General features: G+C 69.7%; 11 protein-coding genes. 4 read left to right on the top strand and 7 right to left on the bottom strand.

Annotation, left to right across the window (positions count from 1 at the left end):
* The first annotated feature begins 94 nt into the window (after window positions 1-94).
* The 3 genes from LNW72_RS20660 (at window position 95) to LNW72_RS20650 (ending at window position 3,116) form a co-directional block, all read left to right on the top strand.
* Window positions 95-1,144: a ParA family protein gene (locus LNW72_RS20660; RefSeq protein ID WP_138351170.1), complete on the top strand. Its 1,050-nt coding sequence runs from the start codon at window positions 95-97 to the stop codon at window positions 1,142-1,144.
* On the top strand, window positions 1,141-2,235 hold the full coding sequence (locus LNW72_RS20655; RefSeq protein WP_250976767.1) for a ParB/RepB/Spo0J family partition protein: 1,095 nt from the start codon (window positions 1,141-1,143) through the stop codon (window positions 2,233-2,235). The genes LNW72_RS20660 and LNW72_RS20655 overlap by 4 nt, the downstream gene beginning before the upstream one ends.
* Window positions 2,236-2,498: 263 nt before the next feature.
* On the top strand, window positions 2,499-3,116 hold the full coding sequence (locus LNW72_RS20650) for a GNAT family N-acetyltransferase (protein WP_164295675.1): 618 nt from the start codon (window positions 2,499-2,501) through the stop codon (window positions 3,114-3,116).
* Window positions 3,117-3,216: 100 nt separating this feature from the next.
* Here the strand turns inward: LNW72_RS20650 and trxA are convergent, their stop codons facing one another.
* From trxA to LNW72_RS20615, 7 genes are all read right to left on the bottom strand, one after another.
* Window positions 3,217-3,555 (bottom strand): thioredoxin, encoded by a 339-nt coding sequence (gene trxA, locus LNW72_RS20645; protein ID WP_250976766.1) that lies wholly within the window; start codon window positions 3,553-3,555, stop codon window positions 3,217-3,219.
* A 47-nt stretch (window positions 3,556-3,602) separates the two neighbouring features.
* Window positions 3,603-4,553 carry a thioredoxin-disulfide reductase gene (gene trxB, locus LNW72_RS20640; RefSeq protein WP_250976765.1) on the bottom strand — a complete coding sequence of 317 codons (951 nt, stop codon included), beginning with the start codon at window positions 4,551-4,553 and terminating at the stop codon, window positions 3,603-3,605.
* 101 nt (window positions 4,554-4,654) lie between these two features.
* Window positions 4,655-5,554, bottom strand: coding sequence for a hypothetical protein (locus LNW72_RS20635; RefSeq protein WP_250976764.1), 900 nt, complete (start codon window positions 5,552-5,554; stop codon window positions 4,655-4,657).
* On the bottom strand, window positions 5,551-6,228 hold the full coding sequence (sigM, locus tag LNW72_RS20630) for an RNA polymerase sigma factor SigM (RefSeq protein WP_164295677.1): 678 nt from the start codon (window positions 6,226-6,228) through the stop codon (window positions 5,551-5,553). Before sigM ends, LNW72_RS20635 begins: the two co-directional genes overlap by 4 nt.
* Window positions 6,229-6,249: 21 nt before the next feature.
* Window positions 6,250-7,956 (bottom strand): protein kinase family protein, encoded by a 1,707-nt coding sequence (locus LNW72_RS20625; RefSeq protein WP_250976763.1) that lies wholly within the window; start codon window positions 7,954-7,956, stop codon window positions 6,250-6,252.
* Between the two features lie 124 nt (window positions 7,957-8,080).
* A complete protein-coding gene (gene murJ / locus LNW72_RS20620; protein ID WP_374117296.1) occupies window positions 8,081-9,919 on the bottom strand; it encodes a murein biosynthesis integral membrane protein MurJ in 1,839 nt (612 codons plus the stop codon).
* A gap of 306 nt (window positions 9,920-10,225) precedes the next feature.
* Window positions 10,226-12,565 carry a DUF6049 family protein gene (locus tag LNW72_RS20615; RefSeq protein ID WP_250976762.1) on the bottom strand — a complete coding sequence of 780 codons (2,340 nt, stop codon included), beginning with the start codon at window positions 12,563-12,565 and terminating at the stop codon, window positions 10,226-10,228.
* A gap of 205 nt (window positions 12,566-12,770) precedes the next feature.
* On the opposite strand from LNW72_RS20615, the gene LNW72_RS20610 reads away from it, so the two are divergent.
* On the top strand, window positions 12,771-14,186 hold the full coding sequence (locus tag LNW72_RS20610) for a CCA tRNA nucleotidyltransferase (protein ID WP_250976761.1): 1,416 nt from the start codon (window positions 12,771-12,773) through the stop codon (window positions 14,184-14,186).
* The last annotated feature ends 64 nt before the right edge of the window (window positions 14,187-14,250 follow it).

The raw sequence follows: 14,250 nt of genomic DNA, 5'->3' as shown, positions 1-14,250 counted from the left end.
GGCTGAGGCGCGCGCCAAGAAGCCCTCAAAGTCGGCCCATGAGGTGGATTCATCCACAGGCAGTCGGGCCTCGCTGGTTCACGACCCCGAAAGCATGGCAGGCTCTGTGCATTGCGAGCCTGTAGTCGAGGAGAGTGAATCCTTGCGGTCCGACGCCAACATCGCGGGGCCGATGACCGATCCGGTCCCCGGTCCCCGTTCGGAATCATTCGGGGGTGATGTTTCACGTGAAACATTGCCCCCGATGGACGACACCCCCATCGGTCGCGCCGCCCAGTTGGCGGTCGAAGCGCTCGGTCGGGCCGGCGAGGGGCTCCCTCGGCCGGCTCAGACCCGAGTGATGGTGGTGGCCAATCAGAAGGGCGGGGTCGGGAAGACCACGACCACGGTCAACCTTGCCGCCTCGCTCGCCCTGCACGGGGCGCGGGTGCTGGTGATCGACCTCGATCCCCAGGGCAACGCCTCCACGGCGCTGGGTATCGACCACCATGCCGATGTGCCGTCGATCTATGACGTCCTGGTGGAGAGCCGACCGCTCTCCGAGGTCGTACAGCCGGTCCTCGATGTCGAGGGGCTGTTCTGTGCACCGGCCACGATCGACCTCGCCGGTGCCGAGATCGAGCTGGTGTCCCTGGTGGCACGGGAGAGCCGGCTGCAGCGGGCCATCGAGGCCTATGAGCAGCCGCTGGACTATGTCCTCATCGACTGCCCGCCGTCGCTCGGCCTGCTCACCGTGAACGCCCTGGTGGCCGGTGCCGAGGTGGTCATCCCGATCCAGTGCGAGTATTACGCGCTGGAAGGCCTGGGGCAGCTGCTGAAGAACGTGGATCTGGTCCGCGCTCATCTCAACCCCAAGCTGCATGTATCAACCATCCTGTTGACCATGTACGACGGCCGGACCCGGCTCGCCGCTCAGGTCGCGGATGAGGTGCGTACCCACTTCGGCAAGGAAGTGCTGCGCACGAGCATCCCCCGCTCGGTCCGGATCTCGGAGGCACCCAGCTACGGCCAGACCGTGCTGACCTACGACCCGGGTTCCAGCGGGGCACTGTCCTACCTCGAAGCGGCGCGTGAGATGGCGTTGCGCGGCGCCGAGGGCACCAATGAGCATGATCAGCACAGCATGTCGGAGGGGATCCAGTGAGTGATCGACGCAGAGGGCTCGGCCGTGGTCTAGGCGCGCTGATCCCGGCGGCACCGTCATCGGCGGGTACATCGCCGTCCGCGGTACCGCTGCTGACCGCGGACCGGAGCATGCTGGCGGCCACCAAGGTCGCCGGTCTGAACTCCAGAGCCCACGATGCTCCGCCGACGGTGGACATCCCGGTTTCACGTGAAACAGAGCCGGATCCGCCGGCGGCCGAAGCGCCCGCGGCGCCGAGCGCTTACTTCGCCGAGCTGCCGATCGACTCGATCACGCCGAACTCGCGGCAGCCCCGTGAGGTGTTCGACGAAGATGCGCTGAACGAGCTCATCACGTCCATCAAGGAAGTGGGCCTGCTCCAGCCGGTCGTCGTGCGACAGGCCGGCCCGGAGCGCTATGAGCTCATCATGGGCGAGCGCCGGTGGCGGGCCTGCCGGGAGGCGGGTCTGGAGAACATCCCGGCCATCGTCCGGGCGACCGAGGACGAGAAGCTTCTCCTGGACGCGCTCCTGGAGAACCTGCACCGTGCCCAGCTGAACCCGCTGGAGGAGGCGGCGGCCTATGACCAGCTGCTGCGCGACTTCGCCTGCACGCATGAGCAGTTGGCCGACCGGATCGGGCGTTCGCGCTCCCAGGTCTCCAACACGCTGCGCCTGCTGAAGCTCTCGGCGCCCGTGCAGCGACGGGTCGCGGCCGGAGTGATCTCCTTCGGACACGCGCGCGCTCTGCTCTCCCTGGAGGACGGGGAGGATCAGGATCTGCTGGCGCACCGCATCGTGGCCGAGGGCCTGTCGGTCCGGGCGGTCGAAGAGATCGTCACCCTGATGAACGCCGAGCCGCAGAGCGCGAAGAAGGCCGTGGGCCCGCGGGCCGGACGGCGGGTCTCCCCGGCGCTGACCAATCTGGCCACGCGGCTGTCGGACCGTTTCGACACCAGGGTGAAGGTCGACCTGGGGCAGAAGCGCGGAAAGATCGTGGTGGAGTTCGCCTCGATAGAGGATCTGGAGCGGATCCTGGGGACGATGGCCCCCGGTGAAGGCAAGGTCCTGGAGAGCAGGCTCGACGAGGAGTCCGACGACGACGTCGAATGAGTCCGCCGTTCAGGGGAGCGGGTGGTGTTCCGGCCGGAACACCACCCGCTCTTTGCTTGTCCTCAGTGTCCTGGGACAGGGGGCGAGACTACGATGCGTAGGGGTAGGGAGCCTCTCTGGGGAGGGAAGCCCATGCGTGCGTCGAAGGTCGGACTGGAGCACGAGCGGCACATGGCCGCTCTCGTGGCAGCGGGACTGGGCTTGGGGGCGGTGGGGGGATTCGTGGGCAGTTTGGTTCGCGACAGAAATGAGGGCCTGGCCGTATGGGGCGTCGGCTCGTTCCGCTCACGTTGGACAACCTCTCGGATCTCCCCAAGCGCTGTAGAGCGTGCGTCTTCTGGGAACTCGATCCGGTAAGCGGTGAGGCCGCCGTCCAGGCGGGCAAGCCGGAGCTGGAGAAGGAGGCGTGGATCTCCGCGGTCCTGCTGGAGTGGGGCTCGTGCGGCCGGGTGGTGTACGTCGATGACGTCCCGGCCGGCTTCGTTCTCTACGCGCCGCCGGCGTATGTTCCCCGCTCCATGGCCTTCCCCACCAGTCCGGTCTCGCCGGACGCGGTACAGCTGATGACCGCCAGGATCATGCCCGGGTACCAGGGGCAGGGCATCGGGCGGGTCCTGGTGCAGACCGTCGCCAAGGACCTGGTGCGCCGTGGAGTCAAGGCCGTCGAGGCTTTCGGCGACGCGAAGTGGGCCGAGCCGGGATGCGTCCTGCCGGCCGACCACCTGCTGGCGGTGGGCTTCAAGACGGTGCGCGCCCATCCGCGGTATCCCCGGCTGCGGCTGGAGCTGCGATCGACGATCTCCTGGAAGGAAGACGTCGAGATGGCGATCGACCGGCTGCTGGGAGCCGTCCAGAAGGAGCCGGTCCTCCGGCCGCTGTGAGCTGTGCGGAACCTCCGGAACGCGAACAGGCCCGCTCCTTCGAGGAGCGGGCCTGTTTCACGTGGAACGGTCGAACGGTGGAACGCCGGACGGCGTCGACTCAGACGGCGTCGCCGATGAAGTCCGCCAGGTCGCGCTTGATGGCGGCCTTCGGCTTGGCACCGACGATGGTCTTCACGACCTCGCCGCCCTTGTAGACGTTGAGCGTCGGGATCGACATCACGCCGTACTTGGCAGCCGTGACCGGGTTCTCGTCGATGTTGAGCTTGACGATGGTGATGTCGTCGGCGTGCTCCTCGGCGATGGCCTCCAGGGAGGGGGCGATCTGCCGGCACGGGCCGCACCACTCGGCCCAGAAGTCGACCAGCACGGGCTTGTCGCTGGCGAGGACCTCCTCGGCGAAGGTCGCGTCGGTCACAATCTTGGTCTTGCCGGCCACGGCAGTCTCCTCAGGCTTGATACGTGTGGGGGAGAGGGTTTTGAGGGTCAGGCGGTCTTCTCGGCGTCCGCGAGGGCGGCGAGGAAGCGTTCGGCGTCCAGCGCGGCCGAGCAGCCGGTGCCGGCCGCCGTGATCGCCTGACGGTAGGTGTGGTCCACGACGTCACCGGCGGCGAAGACACCGGGGATGTTCGTACGGGTGCTGGGCGCGTCGACGGTGAGGTATCCCTCGCCGTCCAGTTCCAGCACACCCTTGAACAGCTCGGTGCGCGGGTCGTGGCCGATGGCGATGAACAGCCCGGTGACGGGCAGCTCCGAGGTCTCACCGGTCTTGGTGCTGCGCAGCGTCAGGCCGGACAGCTTGTTCTCGCCGTGGATCTCGGCGACTTCGCTGTCCCACACGAACGAGATCTTCGGGTCGGCGAAGGCGCGCTCCTGCATGGCCTTCGAGGCACGCAGGCTGTCGCGGCGGTGGACGATCGCCACGGACTTGGCGAAGCGGGAGAGGAAGGTCGCTTCCTCGATCGCCGTGTCGCCGCCGCCGATGACGGCGATGTCCTGGTCCTTGAAGAAGAAGCCGTCACAGGTGGCGCACCAGGAGACCCCGCGTCCGGAGAGCTGGTCCTCGTTGGGGAGGTTCAGCTTGCGGTGCTGGGAGCCGGTGGTGACGATGACGGCCTTCGCGCGGTGGACGGTGCCCTCGGTGTCGGTGACGGTCTTGATGTCACCGCTGAGGTCCACCGCTACCACGTCGTCCGGGATGAGCTCGGCGCCGAAGCGCTCGGCCTGGGCGCGCATGTTGTCCATGAGGTCCGGGCCGAGGATGCCCTCGCGGAAACCGGGGAAGTTCTCCACCTCGGTGGTGTTCATCAGCGCACCGCCTGCGGTGACCGATCCCTCGAAGACCAGCGGCTTCAGGGCGGCGCGCGCTGTGTACAGCGCGGCGGTGTAGCCCGCAGGCCCGGATCCGATGATGATCACGTTACGGACGTCGCTCACGGGTGTCTTCCTCGTCTCTACCGACTACTGCGGGGCCCTGGCGGGACTCTCGTCCTGCCTAACGGATCCTAAGGGTCCAGCATTCCCGCGGCGGTACGCCGTCAGCGCGCGTATGTGTCCTGGCGAAGTACCCGGCCCGGCTTGGTGGAGCAGCCGGCGTCCACGACATACAGATCGACATGGGCCGGGTCGCCGGGATGGGGAAGGACCACCAGATATGCGTCGGTGCCCTCGAAGGGTTCGTGCGCGGAGGCGAGCGGCTGCTCGGAGCGGTGGACGCCGTCCTGCACACACGGCGGCAGGGGGACGGAGTGGGCGCGCAGCGGCGTGGTGGCGGGGGTGTCCGAGCCGAGCGCCGGGCTCTGCGGATCGCTGCCGGCCTTGGCGGTCGAGTACGTCCCCAGGAGTTCATGGACGCGTGCCTGCAGGGCACTCGCGGCCATGGCCTCGTTCGGTGTCTCGGCGGGCGTCCGCGCGGCGCCCTGGGCGCTCGAGTCCTTCTTGGCGGTGTCGCTGCTGGTCGTACCCACGTCGATGGAGTGCAGCAGGACGCCGCCGAAACCCAGGACCGCGACCGTGGAGGCCGTGACGAGCAGTGTCCTGGCCCAGCGGCGCCGGGGGCGGGCGTGGCCGCGTCCGGGTCCCGTGGAGGCCGCAGCGTGGCCGGTGGGCCGATCGGCCGCCGCCGCTGTTCCACGTGGAACCGATGCGTCGGCTGTTCCACGTGGAACAGCCGGGGGCGCCGTCGCGTCGAGCAGCGCTTCGGCGGCGAGTGCGGCGTCGATACGGCCGGCGATGTCGGCGGGCATGCGCGGGGGGCCGGGGAGAGTGCCCAGCAGGTTGCGGATCTCGTCCAGCGAGGTGCGCACGTCGGAGCAGAGCGCGCAGCCGTCGAGATGGCCGCGTACGTCCGCGGAGCGGCCCGGCGGAAGGATGCCTTCGGCCAGGTCCGAGATCTCCGAGACCTCGGGGTGTGCGTCCATCCCCGTCGTCGAAGTCACTGGTGGCCACCTCCGCCCTTTTCCGTTGCCGTCTCTGGGACGGATGTCCCCTCCGTCCGGTTCCTTCCCCGGCCTGGGTCCGCGTTACTCCCCTGGTCGGCGCGCAGATGAGTGAGGAGTGGAAGGAGCCGTGCCCGGCCGCGCGCGCATCTGCTCTTCACGGTGCCGGTCGGCACATCGAGGACGGCGGCGGCCTCGGCGACGGGGTAGCCCTGCATGTCCACCAGGACCAGGGCGGCGCGCTGATCGGGAGGCAGGGTGGCCAGGGCGGTGATCAGTTCGCGGTGGAGCTCGCCGCGCTCGGCGGGGGCGGCGGCGGACTCATGCGGTTCGAGGAGCGTCTCGAAGCGGTCCTCGTCGACGACGGGGGAGGTGCGGCGGGAGGCGGTCTTGCGCGCCCGGTCCAGGCACGCGTTCACGGTTATCCGGTGCAGCCAGGTGGTGACCGCGGACTGGCCCCGGAAGGTGTGGGCGGCGCGGAAGGCGGACACCAGAGCGTCCTGGACGGCGTCGGCGGCTTCCTCGCGGTCCCCCAGGGTGCGCAGGGCGACCGCCCAGAGGCGGTCGCGGTGGCGCCGGACGATCTCCCCGAAGGCGTCGGGGTCTCCCGCGACGTGCCGGGCGAGGAGATCAGCGTCGCTGGCCTCCTCCCCCGGCTTGCTGCCGTCGTCCACAAGCGCCTCCCCGTCCGCCGCTCAGCTGTTGCCGAGGACCTTTATTTCCGTGATGCCGCCACGGAAGCCACCACCGGACTCGGGTGGCAGGTCGGTGATGTGGATCAGGACGTAGCGCGTTTCCACCGGCTGGCCGGCGGTCACCTGAACGGTGCTCCCGGCCTTGGCCGCCGGGGCGAACCGCTGCGGGAAGGCCGCCAGGGCGGTGGGCTGGGAAGCGTCCGGTGCCGCGGCCAGCACCTCTACGGTCTGGCCGGGCACCCACATCGTGAGGTCGATGCCGGTGACCTTACGTCGGCTGCCCAGGTCGACGATGATGCCACTGCCCTGGATGCGGTTGGGCAGGTTGCCGAAGTTCGACTGGCCCTTGTAGTTGCTGGTGATCCAGGAGGTGTCGGCCTTGCCGTCGACGGCGAAGGCGACCTTGTCGGCCGCTATCGGGGCGTCCAGGGGTGAGAACTCACTGGCCGAGGAGATGGCCAGCGGTGTGCCGGGAGCGGCACTGCTGGGGTCCTGGCCGGCCCGCTGGGAGGTGCCGGTGTCGTCCTTGTTCTGTTCCTCGCGGCCCATGAGGGTGTCCGCGAGCTGCCAGCTGCCCAGGCCCAGCGCGGCGATCAGCAGCGCGGAGACGGCCCACTTGAGCACCTTGCCGGTGCGGCCGGGAAGGGCCGGCGGCGGAGCGGGGGGCGCGGGGGCCGGCCGGGGCGTGGCGGGCGGCTGGCGGTAGGGACCCTGCTGGTACGTGGTGCGCTGGTACGGCGAGATGTCCGGCTCGGGAGGCTTGATCCGGGGCAGTCCGGCGACCGCTCGGGCCAGCTCCTCCGGAGTGGTGCAGGGCGATTCCTCGCGGGAGGCGGTGGCGCCCTCGTTGACGAGCGCCCGCATCGCGATCTCGGACAGCCCGCGGTGGACCCCCGCACGCACCTGGTCGGGAGCGACCAGCCCGACGGCCTTGGGGAGGCCGGTGAGGCCGTACGCGTCCTCCTCGTACGGCCAGCGCCGGGTGAGCGAGGCGTACAGCAGCGCGCCGATCGCCTCGGTGTCCTCGCGCTGCGGTCGCTCGGACTTCAGACCGCGCAGTGCGGCGGTGACGGCGAGGCCGCGGATGCGGTACTGCCCGGAGCCGGTGCGCAGGATGGAGCCGGGGCTGAGCCGCAGATGCGCCAGTCCCTCGCGATGGGCGGCGGCCATGGCCTGGGAGACCTGGCTGACCATCTGGTAGGCGTCGTGCGGCTCCAGCGGTCCGGCGGCCAGGCTGTCACTGAGCGCGGCGGCGTCGGGGAGCCATTCGTGGATGACGTAGACGAGGTCGTTCTCCTCGACCGCGTCGAGGACCTGGACGAAGCGGGGATCACCCAGGAGTGCGGCCGAACGGGCGGCGGCGAGCACCTGACGCGCCCTGGCGTGGTCGGCGGGCAGGAGATGGATGCCGACGGCACGCCGTAGCTTCTCGTCGACCGCCCGCCAGCTGCTGAAGCCGTCGAGGCGGGTGACGCACTCCTCCAACTGGTAGCGGCGGGCGAGCTTGTGGCCGCTGTGGAGTTCCGGCGGCTTGCTGTCGCCCTTGTGCTGCTCTGCTGCTGCCTCGTCCTGCGGTGCGTCCCGCGCGTCCTGGGGGTTGTTCTGATCCGTCGTCTCGTCGGGTGTGGCCCCGTCCTGCTGGACGGTGGGCGGCGGCTCGCCGCTCTCATTGGCCACTCCGACGGCAGCCGTACTCCGATCCGCCACCGTCGTTCCTGCCTCCCCATCCGTTGCGCGATCCCACTTCAGAGCCAAGGCCAATTGTGCCCACAGTCCGGCTCTCTGCACGACACACGGCGGGAGCCGATGGTTGCCCGCCGTGTTCTTTCGATCAGCGGCCGAGTCTGCCGCGCACCATTCCGACCATCGCGGTCATTTCCTCGATCCTCATGCGCTTGGCGGCGATGTAGAAGATGCCGATCAGCAGTGCGCCGCCGACGATCAGTGAGACCAGCGAGCCGGACGCCCCGCTGCCCAGCGTCCGGGTGATGCCGTAGACCGCGACCCCGGCGGCCAGGGCGGCGGGGACGCAGGCGCCGGTGAGGCGCGCGTACGTCCGGGTGATGCGCTTGCCGTCGAGGTCGCCGCCCAGCCGGGTGCGCAGCCGCCTGACGGCGACTCCGACGCCGACCGCGTAAGCCAGCCCGTAGGAGAAGGCCATGCCGACCACGGCCCAGCGGGAGGGGAGCACGACGAAGCAGGCCGCGGAAGCGGCGGCGTTCACGGCGGCGACGATCACCGTGTTGTAGAAGGGGGTGCGGGTGTCCTCGAAGGCGTAGAAGCCGCGCAGCACGACGTACTGCACGGAGAACGGGATCAGTCCGATCCCGAAGGCCATCAGGATGAATCCGATGTTGCGCGCGGAGTCCGTGCCGGTGCCGGCGTACAGCAGGCTGCACATCGGGACGCCCAGGGCGAGGAAGGCGAAGGCGGCCGGGACGATGGCCACGGCCGAGGTGCGCAGGCCGTAGGAGATGTCGTCGCGGACCGCGGGTGAGTCCCCGTCGTGGGCGGCGCGGGAGATCCGGGGCAGCACGGCGGCCATGACGGAGACCGTGATGATCGCCTGCGGCATCTGCCAGATCAGCAGCGCGTTGTTGTACGCGGTGATGCCGGTGCCCTGGAAACCGAGCTTGTCGGCCTCGGATCCGGCCCAGGTGGCGAGCTGGGTGACGACGATGAGGCCGGCCTGGTTGGCGAGGACGAAGAAGAACGTCCACTTGGCCAGCTTCGCGGCGTGGCCGAGTCCGTGGCCGCGCCAGTCGAAGCGCAGCCGGAACTTGAAGCCCGCCTCGCGCAGATAGGGCAGCATCGCGATGGACTGCACGGCCAGGCCGAGCAGGGTGCCGATGCCGAGCAGCTGGATGCCCTCGGGGGAGATCGTGGTGGCGTCCATGTTGGTCGTGCCGTAGGAGCCGTAGACCCAGATGAACATGCCGAAGGTGAAGATGACGACGATGTTGTTGAGGACCGGGGTCCACATCATCGCGCCGAACTTGCCGCGGGCGTTGAGGATCTGGCCCATCACGACGTGCACACCCATGAAGAAGATCGTGGGCAGGCAGTAGCGGGCGAAGGTCACCGCGACGTCGAAGGTGGCCGGGTTGTCCGCGATCTTCGTGGACATCATGCGGACCAGCAGCGGGGCCGCGATCACGGTGAGCGTGACGATGCCGCCGAGGATGACCATGACCAGGGTCAGCAGCCGGTTGGCGAAGGCGGTGCCACCGTCCTCGTCGTCCTTCATCGCGCGGACCAGCAGCGGGACGAAGACGGAGTTGAGGCCGCCGCCGACGGTGAGGATGTAGATCATCGTGGGCAGGACCATCGCCACTGCGTAGGAGTCGCCGAGGGTGGCGACCCCGATCGCCGCGGCGATGACCAGGGTGCGGACGAAGCCGGTGAGGCGGGAGACCAGGGTGCCGGCCGCCATCAGGGCGCTGGACTTCAGGATGCTGGCGCCGCGGCCGGCGGAGCGGGGCGCGGGGACCGGGGCCGCCTGCTGCTCCGGCTCGGGCACCACCACGGTGGGCCCGGTGGGCGCCGCGGCGGGCTGCTGGTCGCGGTACAGGTGCGCGAACGCGTCGTAAGGGGGAGGCTCCTCGGCCGCGTGGGTCACCAGGTCGTCCACCCCGACGTACTGCGTGGTGGCGTCGTCGCCGTACGGCATCTGGTACGGCTGTTGCTGCGGGGGCCACGGCTGACCGTACGGCGGGGGCGGCGGCGGAGGGTGCGCGGCGCGGTCGTAGAGGGCCTCGCCGACGGGGTCCTGCGCGGTCGGATCCTGCTGCTGGTAGGGATCGTAGGCGTAGGTGTTCTGCAGGTAGGGGTCCGGCGGGACCGGGTGGTGGCCCGGGGTGGCGGCGGTACCTGTGCGCGCGGATCTCCGGCCGGAGTCTCCCGGTCGCGGTCACCGTCGTACGGCGCGTTCATCTGCCCCACCTTATTGATTGTCCGCTGTCGAGACCCGGCCTGGCTATCGGTCCACCTTCTCACCCGGCGGGGACGGGTCCGTGTTTTCCGCGGCGGTGTCCGGAGCCGGGTCACCCGGCTGCCCGGCTTCGGCGCGGTCCGCACCGTCGCTCTCCCCCACGCCGTCCGCACCGCCCGTACCGTCCGCACCATCGGCACCGTCCGTGCCGTCGTCGCCGTCACCGGCCGCGTCGCCGTCGTCGTCTCCGTCGGCATCGGTGCCACCGGCTCCGGCGGCCGCCTTGCGCTTGCGCTGGTTGTACATCTTCACCCCGGCCAGCGCGAGGAGCAGCAGGCCGCCGGCGATCACCAGCATCACGGTGTCGGTGATCGACGTGACCTTGACGTTGAACGAGATCGGATCGCCGTACTTGACGCCGTCCTTGGTGTAGAGCTGGGCGGTCACCTGTGCCAGGCCGTTCGCGCCCGCCTTGGTGGGGAACTTCAGCGAGCGGGTGTGGCCGCCCTCGACGGTGACCGGCTGGGGGTCGCCGACGTCCAGCCGGATCTGCGCGCTGGAGGTGAGCCGCAGTTCCAGTCCGGTGACGGCCTGCCCGAGTTCGTTCTTCACGGTGACCGGGATCGTGGCACTGCGCCCGGACAGGGTGAGGTTGGTCTTGTCCAGGATGTGCACCGAGCCCATGAGGTCGGTGAGGTAGGAGCCGATCGAGTTACGGAAGAGCGCGGCGCCGACGGGGTCGCCGCGCCAGGCGTTGGACATCGAGCGCAGCACGGCGGCGGTGAAGGGGACGGTGACCCGGTCCTTGCGGCTGAGGATCACCGTGAAGCCGTTGAGCTGGCCCTGCGTCCGCTGGATGTCCTGGAACGCACTGGTGCTGATCTCCTGCTTGCGCAGGTAGTCGGGGTACGCGGAGGTGCCGGGCACCTTGTGGTTGGCGGCCGGGTCGGCGGGCGCCTTGGTGGCCGCGTCGAAGCTGATGGTCTGCGCCCAGGGGCTGTGGCCGACCGCCGAGATGCCCCGGGCCATCTCCTGGGCCTGGGACGCGGTGGGCATGCGCTGCGGGGCGACGACGATGCTGCGCTGCTTGGTCGGCGCCTGCAGGGTGATCATGAGGGTCTGGGAGAGGAACTCCTGGACCGCGAGGGCCGCCGTCGAGGCGCGCGTCATGTCGCCCGCGAACGCCTTGGAGAGGACGGCGTCGGTGACCACCGCCGTGGTGCCGCCGCTGATCGGCCGGGCGGACGTCGGGGTGTAGTCGAGCGAGCCGGTCTCGCCGAAGCTGTCGCTGCGCGCGATGACGTTGTCGGCCCCGCCGGCGGTGGCGACGTCCACGATCGACGGATCGACGGCGCCCTCGGCCGGCCAGGCCACATTGGCGGTCGGTTCGAGGCCGAGGATCGTGTCGACGGTCCTGACCCCCAGATCAGTGGCCGTCTTGAGGTGGCCGAGGGTCGCGGGGACGTCCTTGCCGTGATGGGCGATCGACGCGATGTCGGTGTCACCGAAGGGCAGCGACACCACTTCATGGCCGGCGGTCGCGGACTTCAGGTCGTTGAGCCACTGCTTGGCGTTCTCGGTGCCCGTGCCCGGCGTCGTGTGCGCGATGTCACCGTCAGGACCCAGCACCCGGTAGCTGCGGGTCATGAAGTCGACGGTGGCGAGCAGGTCGGGATCGACGACCCAGGTGATCGGCAGGGTCCTGCCCAGCTCCACCATCTGCTGCAGCCGGCCGCCGGGCGCGAGATCCGCCGCGAGGTCGTCGTCGAGGAAGATCGGACTCTGCTGGTCGTCGGTGTCGCTGCGCACGGCCAGGTGCGGCCGGTCGGCCAGCGGCCACAGGAACGTGAACTGGGTCGGCTTGGCCTCAGCCTTCGCGTACCAGGGGAGAAACGTCCGCTGGATCCCCAGGACGTGGTTGTAGGCCTCGTCGGCGGTCTGGCCGTTGAGGGTGACCCCGAGCTGGTAGACGCCGTCAGCGCCCAGCTCCAGGGCGCTCACGGGCACCTTCAGGGAGAAGGGGCTGCTCGTGCCGGACGGGATGTCCGCCAGCTTGGCCGTGTACTCGTTGAGCAGGCTGCCGTCGTCACCGGTGCTCCCGGTGCGTGCGGCGGCGGAGCTGATCGCGCTGCGGCTGGTCAGCGGGCTGCTGGAGGAGACCCGCAGGCCGGCCTCGGCATGGGTGATCGTGGCCCGTCCGGTGTTGGTGACGGTGCCGTCGACGGTGATCGTGCCGTCCTTGGCCGGGGTGACCGGGTCCATGGATTCCAGGGACACCTGGGCGGTCCGCGATCCGGTACCGGCCGTGGTGGCGTAGGCGGCGGGTGCGGCGTGCACCTGCAGCAGGCCCGCGAAGAGCGACGCCCCGGCGATCAGCGCGGCCACGCGGCGTAGCCGCCGCGGACGAGCCGTGGGTGTACCGGGTGACTGTGCCGCCTCGCCCACTCGTTTGCCCGTCCTGTCGTCAATCGGATGTGCGTCCTGGCATGTTAACGATCGGGCGAGAGGCAAAGTGCTGCGGACTGCTCCATGTGGACCGGGGACATAACGCGGAGGCCAGGAGGCTCGCGGCCACGTACCCTTTTACGTTGTGCCGAATGCCAACAATGACCCCCAGATCCAGCAGGCCCCTCACACGGTCGCGCCGGTCGCCGAAGACCTCGGCCGCCGCTTCCAGGAAGCCGGCTTCAAGCTCGCCCTCGTCGGCGGCTCGGTCCGTGACACCCTGCTCGGCAGGCTCGGCAACGACCTGGACTTCACGACCGACGCCCGCCCGGAACAGGTGCTGAAGATCATCCGGCCCTGGGCGGAGGCCGTGTGGGAGGTCGGTATCGCCTTCGGCACCGTCGGGTGCATGAAGGACGGCTTCCAGGTCGAAGTCACCACCTACCGGTCGGAGGCCTACGACCGGACCTCCCGCAAGCCCGAGGTCTCCTACGGCGACACCATCGAGGAGGATCTGGTCCGCCGGGACTTCACGGTCAACGCGATGGCCGTCGCGCTGCCGGGAAGCGTCTTCGTCGACCCGTACGGCGGCCTCGACGACCTGGCCGGCCGGCTGCTGCGCACTCCCGGTACGCCGGAGGACTCCTTCTCCGACGACCCGCTGCGGATGATGCGCGCCGCGCGCTTCGCGGCCCAGCTGGACTTCGAGGTCGCTCCCGAGGTCGTCGCCGCGATGACGGCGATGGCGGACCGGATCGAGATCGTCTCGGCGGAGCGGGTCCGGGACGAGCTGAACAAGCTCATCCTCTCGGACAACCCGCGCAAGGGTCTGCGGCTGCTGGTCGACACCGGGCTGGCGGAGCGGGTGCTGCCGGAGCTCTCGGCGCTGCGCCTGGAGCGTGATGAACACCACCGGCACAAGGACGTCTACGAGCACTCGCTGACCGTCCTGGAGCAGGCCATCGACCTGGAGACGGACGGCCCCGACCTGGTGCTGCGGCTGGCCGCGCTGCTGCACGACATCGGCAAGCCGCGGACCCGGCGCTTCGAGTCCGACGGCCGGGTCTCCTTCCACCACCACGAGGTGGTGGGCGCGAAGATGACCAAGGCCAGGATGGCCAAGCTCAAGTACCCCAACGACATGATCAAGGACGTCGCCCGGCTCGTCGAGCTGCACCTGCGGTTCCACGGGTACGGCACCGGGGAGTGGACGGACTCCGCCGTCCGGCGTTATGTGCGCGACGCGGGCCCGCTGCTGGGCCGGCTGCACAAGCTCACCCGGTCCGACTGCACGACGCGGAACAAGCGCAAGGCGGCGGCGCTCTCCCGTACCTATGACGGGCTGGAGGAGCGGATCGGCGAACTCCAGGAGCGGGAGGAGCTCGATTCGATCCGTCCTGACCTGGACGGCAACCAGATCATGCGGATCCTGGATGTCCCGCCCGGCCCGGTGATCGGCAAGGCCTACCAGTTCCTGCTGGAGCTGCGGCTGGAGAACGGCCCGATGGCCGAGGAGGACGCGATCGCCGCGCTCAAGGAGTGGTGGGCGACGCAGGGCTGAGCATTCCGGTGGACGCGATGTTCCACGTGGAACATGGCACGGCCCGGACGGCGCGAGGGGCGAT

This window comes from Streptomyces sp. RKAG293 (assembly GCF_023701745.1).
Classification (GTDB): domain Bacteria; phylum Actinomycetota; class Actinomycetes; order Streptomycetales; family Streptomycetaceae; genus Actinacidiphila.
Note: the sequence above shows the minus strand (reverse complement) of the source record. Positions and strands in the feature narration are given on the sequence as shown.